The sequence below is a fragment of the Catenovulum agarivorans YM01 genome (genome assembly GCF_000281085.1).
GTDB classification, from domain to species: Bacteria; Pseudomonadota; Gammaproteobacteria; order Enterobacterales; family Alteromonadaceae; genus Catenovulum; species Catenovulum agarivorans.
In genome coordinates this window covers 148,802-156,584 of the sequence record NZ_AJWM01000048.1, presented here as the reverse complement: position 1 = coordinate 156,584, position 7,783 = coordinate 148,802, and the positions used below count along the sequence as shown (strand labels likewise).

At 41.4% G+C, this 7,783-nt stretch carries 7 protein-coding genes and 2 tRNA genes; all 9 read right to left on the bottom strand.

What is annotated here, in order from left to right; all coding sequences use genetic code 11:
- Window positions 1-136: 136 nt before the first annotated feature.
- The 9 genes from truB to tpiA all read right to left on the bottom strand — a co-directional run bounded on the left by truB (window position 137) and on the right by tpiA (window position 7,718).
- Window positions 137-1,039 carry a tRNA pseudouridine(55) synthase TruB gene (gene truB, locus WSC_RS0101295; protein WP_016954106.1) on the bottom strand — a complete coding sequence of 301 codons (903 nt, stop codon included), beginning with the start codon at window positions 1,037-1,039 and terminating at the stop codon, window positions 137-139.
- 33 nt (window positions 1,040-1,072) lie between these two features.
- Window positions 1,073-1,498 (bottom strand): 30S ribosome-binding factor RbfA, encoded by a 426-nt coding sequence (gene rbfA / locus WSC_RS0101290; protein WP_016954105.1) that lies wholly within the window; start codon window positions 1,496-1,498, stop codon window positions 1,073-1,075.
- Between the two features lie 81 nt (window positions 1,499-1,579).
- Window positions 1,580-4,264: a translation initiation factor IF-2 gene (gene infB, locus WSC_RS0101285; protein ID WP_016954104.1), complete on the bottom strand. Its 2,685-nt coding sequence runs from the start codon at window positions 4,262-4,264 to the stop codon at window positions 1,580-1,582.
- A gap of 20 nt (window positions 4,265-4,284) precedes the next feature.
- Window positions 4,285-5,793: a transcription termination factor NusA gene (gene nusA, locus WSC_RS0101280; protein WP_016954103.1), complete on the bottom strand. Its 1,509-nt coding sequence runs from the start codon at window positions 5,791-5,793 to the stop codon at window positions 4,285-4,287.
- A 24-nt stretch (window positions 5,794-5,817) separates the two neighbouring features.
- The gene (gene rimP, locus WSC_RS0101275; RefSeq protein ID WP_026016601.1) at window positions 5,818-6,273 is read right to left on the bottom strand and encodes a ribosome maturation factor RimP; all 456 of its coding nucleotides are present in this window, start codon (window positions 6,271-6,273) and stop codon (window positions 5,818-5,820) included.
- Between the two features lie 83 nt (window positions 6,274-6,356).
- Window positions 6,357-6,433, bottom strand: a tRNA-Met gene (locus WSC_RS0101270).
- A 76-nt stretch (window positions 6,434-6,509) separates the two neighbouring features.
- Window positions 6,510-6,595: transfer RNA gene (locus tag WSC_RS0101265), tRNA-Leu, on the bottom strand.
- A 16-nt stretch (window positions 6,596-6,611) separates the two neighbouring features.
- Window positions 6,612-6,950 (bottom strand): preprotein translocase subunit SecG, encoded by a 339-nt coding sequence (gene secG, locus WSC_RS0101260; protein WP_016954101.1) that lies wholly within the window; start codon window positions 6,948-6,950, stop codon window positions 6,612-6,614.
- Window positions 6,951-7,718 (bottom strand): triose-phosphate isomerase, encoded by a 768-nt coding sequence (gene tpiA / locus WSC_RS0101255; RefSeq protein WP_016954100.1) that lies wholly within the window; start codon window positions 7,716-7,718, stop codon window positions 6,951-6,953.
- Window positions 7,719-7,783 lie beyond the last annotated feature (65 nt).

Sequence of the window (7,783 nt, the reverse complement as noted above, 5' to 3'; positions counted from 1 at the left end):
ATTTTAGTTTTTAATCAATCAAATTACTTGCAAACGGAGTGGGTCCATATATGGCCTTGCAGCGATTTTGCGAAAAATATCACTATCAGCTTGACCTTAGTTACCACCAAATCAGCAGCAACCAATAATTCAGTAACTAATTCTGACTCACTAATCTTTTCGGCTGCAAATTACGATTGTCTTCAAGCTCAGCAACACCTAACATAGTATTGCTCGACTCGCGATAAACACGATATGTACCTAAGTCGCCTTCCAACCATTTGATACGTTGACCATTGCTAAATCTATCTGCCAACTCATCAGTTAACTGAATAACCGGAATATGCTGAATACCCGCATCCATAGGCAACAATTTTTCCGCCAACTCAGCTTCACTCATAGCTTGTAAAGTTGGTAAATCGAACATAGGCAAACCGTCAAAGCCAGTTACTTGAGTACGACGTAATTGAATAACATGCGCACCACAGCCAAGCTTTTCACCTAAATCATCCACTAAGGTGCGGATATAAGTACCTTTTGAACAATGTACTGTCATCTTAACGTTAGGTAAGGCAATTTCATCGATTGTGATAGAAAAAATTTCAATTTGACGAATCGGTCTAGGTACATCAATGCCCTGCCGTGCATAAAAATACAAAGGTTTACCTTGATATTTTAATGCTGAATAAATCGAAGGTTGCTGATCTTGTACCCCAACAAAACTTTCAACCATTTGGCGAATTTGCGCCTCGTCACAAGTCACGTCACGCGTTTCAACCACTTCTCCTTCAGAATCAGAGGTTGTAGTACGTTCACCAAGCTTAGCTGTTACTTGATAAGTTTTATCCGCATCCAATAAAAACTGACTAAACTTAGTTGCTTCACCAAAACAGATAGGTAATAAACCGGTCGCTAACGGATCAAGTGCACCTGTATGTCCTGCTTTTTTTGCTGAGTATAAAAAGCGCACGGTTTGCAGCGCTTTATTTGAACTGATGTCTTGTGGCTTATCTAATAAAACAATGCCATTAATATCTATAAATGTGCGTTTATTCGCCACAATAACCCTCTAGCTATCTACTACTTATTACAATTAATCTTTAGTTTGTTCATCGTCTTGCGCTTGCTCAGCGTCATCCGAGTTAAACTGATCTGATTTTTGTTTATCAGTTTTCACCGCTTTATCAACCAACTCAGACATACGAATACCTTCATTTAAACTGGTATCCAAGACAAATTTAATTGACGGAACGTGGCGCATACGCAAACGTTTGGCCAACAAAGAACGGATATAAGGTGCTAATTCATTTAATTGTTTAACACTGGTTTTAGCTTTTTCTTCATCTTGCAACAAGGACGAAATAAAGATTTTTGCGTAAGCTAAATCGCGTGACACTTCCACTTCAGAAATGGTCACCATGCCTACACGTGGGTCTTTAAGTTCACGTTGTAAAATTTGTGCAGTTTCTTTTTGCACTTGTTGAGCAACTCTATCGGCTCTGGAAAACTCTCTTGCCATATACTCTTAAACTCTATTGATATTGAGCGCAAAAAGGGGCCTTAGGCCCCTTTAAATACGTTACCTACAATAACTGAAGGATTATAGTTCGCGTTTAACTTCAACGATTTCAAATACTTCAATCATATCGCCGACTTTAACGTCATTGTAGTTCTTAACGCCGATACCACATTCAGTACCGTTACGAACTTCGCCAACGTCATCTTTAAAGCGGCGTAGTGATTCTAATTCACCTTCGTAGATTACTACGTTTTCACGTAATACACGGATTGGGTTGTTACGTTTCACAACACCTTCAGTAACCATACATCCAGCAATCGCGCCAATCTTAGGTGAACGGAATACATCACGAACTTCAGCAAGACCGATAATTTCCTGTTTGAATTCAGGCTCTAACATACCAGTCATAGCTTTCTTAACTTCGTCAATTAGGTCATAAATAACGCTGTAATAACGAAGTTCAACCGATTCAGTTTCAATGGTACGACGCGCAGTTGCATCAGCACGAACGTTGAAACCTAAGATAATCGCTTGTGAAGCTGCAGCTAATGTTGCGTCAGTTTCAGTAATACCACCAACACCGCTACCGATAATTTTAACTTTAACTTCTTCAGTCGACAGTTTAGTCAAGGAGTCAGAAATCGCTTCAAGTGAACCTTGAACGTCAGACTTAAGTACTATGTTAAGCTCTTTAACATCACCTTCAGTCATATTAGAGAACATATTCTCTAACTTAGCTTTCTGCTGACGTGCTAACTTAACTTCACGGAATTTACCTTGACGTTTAAGTGATACTTCACGTGCTTTCTTCTCATCTTTAACTGCAGTGGCTTCATCACCCGCTGCTGGTACACCAGAAAGACCTAAAATCTCAACTGGGATAGATGGGCCAGCTTCTTCTATGTCTACACCATTTTCGTCTTTCATCGCACGGATACGACCGTACTCTAAACCACATAAAATGATGTCACCTTTTTTCAAGCTACCAGACTGAACTAAGATACTTGCAACTGGACCACGACCTTTATCAAGTTTTGATTCAATAACCACACCTGATGCTAAACCTTCGTGAACCGCGTCAAGATCAAGCATTTCAGATTGTAATAGAATCGCTTCTAATAACTCATCAACACCTTGACCTGATTTTGCCGATACGTGACAGAACTGCACATCACCGCCCCAGTCTTCTGGGATTACGTCATGTTGCGCTAATTCGTTTTTAACACGATCAGGATCTGATTCTTCTTTATCTATCTTGTTTACAGCAACAACTAAAGGTACACCAGCTGCTTTAGCATGCTGAACAGCCTCAACTGTTTGTGGCATTACACCATCGTCTGCTGCAACAACCAACACTACGATATCAGTTGCTTTAGCACCACGAGCACGCATAGCGGTAAACGCGGCGTGACCAGGGGTATCTAAGAACGAGATCATACCTTGGTCTGTTTCAACGTGGTATGCACCAATGTGCTGAGTAATACCACCAGCTTCGCCAGATGCAACTTTTGCACGACGAATATAATCAAGTAATGACGTTTTACCGTGGTCAACGTGACCCATTACGGTCACAACAGGTGGACGACGACGAATTTCAGTCTGCTCACCACGGTTTGCCAATAAATCTTCTTCTAACGCGTTTTCGCTAACCGCTTTACCAACGTGACCCATTTCATCGATAACTAACAATGCAGTTTCTTGATCGATAACTTGGTTAATCGTCACCATAGCACCCATTTTCATCATAACTTTGATGACTTCTGTGCCTTTAACCGCCATTTTCGCTGCTAAGTCTGCAACAGTAATGGTTTCGCCAACACGAACTTCATGTTGAGTTGGTGCAACTGGTTTTTGGAAGCTATGTTGCATGTTTTTAGGCGTAGCAATTTTTTTGCGTTTACCTTTAACAGCACGACTACTCGCCTGTGCTTGCGCTTCTTCGTCTTTCTTAGAAGTTTTCTTCTTGCGACGACGTGAACCTTTTTCTTCACGACGGTCAGCTTCAGCTTCAGCTTCTTGTGCGTAACGAGAAGAATGGCTATGCACTTCTTTCTTCTCTTCTTCTTTACGACGCGCTTCTTCAGCAGCCCAACGCTCAGCGTTCTCTTCAGCTAAACGCTTAGCTTCTTCTGCAATGCGTGCCGCTTCAGCTTCAACTTTTTTGCGCTCTTCTTCTTCTTTTTTCTTACGTAAAGCAATTTCTTCTTCAGTCTCTACGTGTTTTGGCGCTTTTTTCGCTTCAGTTTTAACTGCTTTATCAGCTTCTTTCGCTGTTACTTCAGCTTGTGGAGCTTGCGCTTCACGTTTGGCTTTTTCTTCAGCTTCTTGCTTAGCTTTAGCTTCTGCTGCTTTTTTCGCTGCTTCTTCAGCTTCGCGCTTTGCTTGCTCTTCGGCTGCTTTTTTAGCGGCTTCTTCAGCTTCGCGTTTCGCTTGCTCTTCTGCTGCTTTCTCTGCCTCAACAGCGCTAGCTTTTACATAAGTGCGCTTTTTGCGTACTTCAACTTGTACTGACTTAGCTTTGCCATGATTGCCAGCAACACTCAATGTGCTTTTGGTTTTTCGTTGCAAAGTCATTTTACTTGGTTGTGAAGTTGGCTCTTCACCACCATGGTATTTGCTTAAATGCGTCAATAATGTTTGTTTTTCTTGCTCAGTTACTTGGCTATCTGCTGTTTTATTAATACCAGCTTCAGCAAATTGCTGTACTAGCTTATCAACCGATGTACCTACGTCTGCGGCAAGTTTATCTATCGAAACTTCTGACATTCAGTTCTACCTCCGCCGATTTATTCAGCTTCGTTCTCGCCACCAAACCAACAAATGTTACGGGCTTTCATGATTAATTCACCTGCGCTTTTCTCATCTAAGCCTTCTAAATCAGAGATATCGTCAATCCCCTGCTCGGCTAAGTCTTCTAAGGTACACACGCCTTTGCTGGCTAAAACAAATGCTGTATGGCGGTCAAGACCGTCTAGCGCCAGTAAATCTTCAGCTGGCTCGGTGTTTTCTAATGATTCTTCATTTGCTAAAGCCATAGTTGTTAAAGCTGCTTTAGCTCGGGTACGAAGCTCTTCAACAATGTCTTCATCAAATCCTTCAATATCCAGTAATTCGTTCACTGGTACGTATGCAATTTCCTCTAAGCTAGAGAATCCTTCTTCTACCAAAACAGTGGCAAAGTCTTCATCTATGTCGAGTTTGTCAACAAACAATGACATTAACTTGTCATTCTCTGCCTGATGTTTCTCGTTCATATCCGCGACTGTCATCACATTGAGTTCCCAACCAGTCAATTGACTCGCTAGTCTTACATTCTGCCCGCTGCGTCCAATTGCTTGAGCTAAGTTATCCGCTTCCACAGCGATATCCATAGTGCCTTTGTCTTCATCAACAATAATTGATGCAACATCAGCTGGCGCCATAGCATTGATTACGTATTGAGCTGGGTTGTCGTCAAACAACACAATATCAATACGCTCACCATCTAGTTCACTTGAAACAGCTTGAACACGTGAACCACGCATACCAACACAAGCACCCACAGGGTCAATACGCTTGTCGTTAGTTTTAACCGCGATTTTTGCACGTGAACCTGGATCACGAGCTGCTGAACGAATTTCCAACATTTCTTCACCAATTTCTGGTACTTCGATACGGAATAGTTCAACTAGCATTTCAGGACGAGTACGGCTCATCATTAATTGTGGGCCACGCGCTTCTGGTTTGATATCAAATAATAAACCACGAACACGGTCGCCTGGACGGAAAGTTTCGCGTGGTAATAATTCTTCACGACGAATAATAGCTTCAGCATTGCTGCCTAAATCTAAAATCACACCTTCACGACCTGATTTTTTCACCACACCAGTTAAAAGTTCACCAACTTTTTCTTCGTATTCTTCAACGATTTGTGCGCGCTCAGCTTCACGTACTTTTTGTACTATTACTTGTTTAGCTGTTTGGGTCGTAATACGGTCAAATTCAATAGATTCGATTTCTTCTTCTACATATTCGCCTAATTGAATTTCTGGGTTTTCGTATTGCGCCGCTTCCAAACCAATTTCAGAAAATGGGTTTTCTAAACGATTACCTGTGTCTTCAACCACCATCCAACGACGGAAAGTAACAAAGTCACCGGTTTTACGGTCGATACTCACACGAATTTCGATATCACCTTCGTACTTTTTCTTAGTGGCCATAGATATAGCCGATTCCAACGCTTGGAAAATTTTCTCACGAGGAACCGCTTTTTCATTTGATACAGCTTCCGCTACTAACAAGATCTCTTTGTTCATTATTCAGCCTCGCTACCAGTGTTCCTAGAATTGTGGAACTACTTGTGCCTTTTCAATATTTTTAAATGGAATCTCATACTCTGCATCATCAACTTCCAATACGATGCAGTTATTTTCAATACTATTTAGTTTGCCGCTAAATTTACGGCGCCCTTCAATTGGCATTTTGGTTTTGACGTTTAACTTTGCGCCTACATAAGCTGGATATTGTTCAGCTTTAAACAAAACTCTATCCATACCCGGCGAAGAAACTTCTAAGACATATTCGCCGCTAATTGGATCTTCTACATCCAGCATTGAGCCTACTTGGCGGCTCACCTCAGCGCAATCATCAACACCTATGCCATTTTCATGGTCAATATAAACTCTCAAGACTGAGTTTTTCCCCGCTCGGAAGAACTCTAAACCCCAAAAGGTAAAACCTGTAACAGCTACTGCTTGAGCAACTAGGCTATCAAGCTTGATATCTTGTTTTGACAAAATGACCTCTGATTTTTCAAAACACAAAATAAAAAGCCCCGAACTTGCGACCGGGGCTTCTCAAACACATAAATAAAACCGGTTGGTTGCGGGGGCTGGATTTGAACCAACGACCTTCGGGTTATGAGCCCGACGAGCTACCAAGCTGCTCCACCCCGCGTCAATGGCAAGCATTATAGTGATTCAAATTGTTAAATTCAAACCTAATACTTGCACCGGTGTTACTTTTTTATATTTGGTGCCGTGGGCGGGACTTGAACCCGCACGAGCTAAGCTCACCACCCCCTCAAGATGGCGTGTCTACCAATTCCACCACCACGGCAAAAGCAAATTTGCTTTTATTCAGGGATCTCGTTAGTTGCTTGTTCAGCAGCTGGGATCTCTTCATTTACACTCTGCTCAACAGCAGGTGCTTGCAAATCTGAAAACTCATCAGTCGTTTCAGCTTTTTTCGCTGACATGCCGCCTAACAACAAACATAAGATAAAAAAGATTGTTGCTAATACTGAAGTGGATTTAGTTAAAAAGTTACCCGCACCTGACGAACCAAACACAGTACTTGAACCACCTGAGCCAAAAGAAGCGCCCATATCAGCACCTTTACCTTGCTGAATTAAAATAAATCCAATTAAGGCAACCGATACTACTATGTATACAAAAATTAAAACTTCAAACATCTATTTCACCAAAGCCGCTTGACATATTTTTATAAATTTTTCTGGAACCAAACTGGCACCACCAATTAAACCACCATCTATATCTGGCTGACTAAACATAACATCAGCGTTATCAGGGGTTACACTTCCACCGTATAAAATACGTATGCTTTGTGCTGTTTCAGCACAAATTGCACCAATCATGCCTCGAATAAATCTATGCACTTCTTGAGCTAGTTTTGGTGATGCTGGTTTACCTGTGCCTACAGCCCAAATTGGCTCATAAGCTATGATACAATCTTTAATCGCATCTATCCCACCTAAGTGCAGAATGGTTTCAATTTGCGCAGTTAAACGCGAATATGTTTTACCTTGTTCATGCTCTTCTGTGGTTTCACCAACACAAAGTACCGGCTTCATACCTAAACTTTGTGCTTTAATAAATTTCTGCGCCGTTGTTTTAGAACTTTCGTTAAACAATGAACGTCTTTCAGAGTGGCCACAAATCACCCAATTACAGCCACTTTCTTTGGCTAAATGGGCGGATATTTCACCTGTGTAAGCACCGCAGTCTAATTCGTTGATATTCTGTGCAGCTAGAAAAACATTTACATCTAGCTGCTTAATCGCATTATCAACATAACTATATAAAGTTGCCGGTGGACTAAGCACTACATCCAACTGTTGGTCGACACCTGACTGTTTAATTTGTTGTAGCAAACTGTCAACTAACTGTCTGCTACCATTCATTTTCCAGTTAGCTGCAACAACTGGTTTGCGTCTTGTCATAACCACTCCGTCTAAAAGCGGCCGAGATTGTAACTATCATCTGACATGGTTACAAGAAAAATTAC

Coding starts and splice junctions, on each gene's coding strand:
- secG (WP_016954101.1), bottom strand. CDS start 6,950: ATGTTTGAAGTTTTAATTTTTGTATACATAGTAGTATCGGTTGCCTTA.
- nusA (WP_016954103.1), bottom strand. CDS start 5,793: ATGAACAAAGAGATCTTGTTAGTAGCGGAAGCTGTATCAAATGAAAAA.
- tpiA (WP_016954100.1), bottom strand. CDS start 7,718: ATGACAAGACGCAAACCAGTTGTTGCAGCTAACTGGAAAATGAATGGT.
- rbfA (WP_016954105.1), bottom strand. CDS start 1,498: ATGGCAAGAGAGTTTTCCAGAGCCGATAGAGTTGCTCAACAAGTGCAA.
- infB (WP_016954104.1), bottom strand. CDS start 4,264: ATGTCAGAAGTTTCGATAGATAAACTTGCCGCAGACGTAGGTACATCG.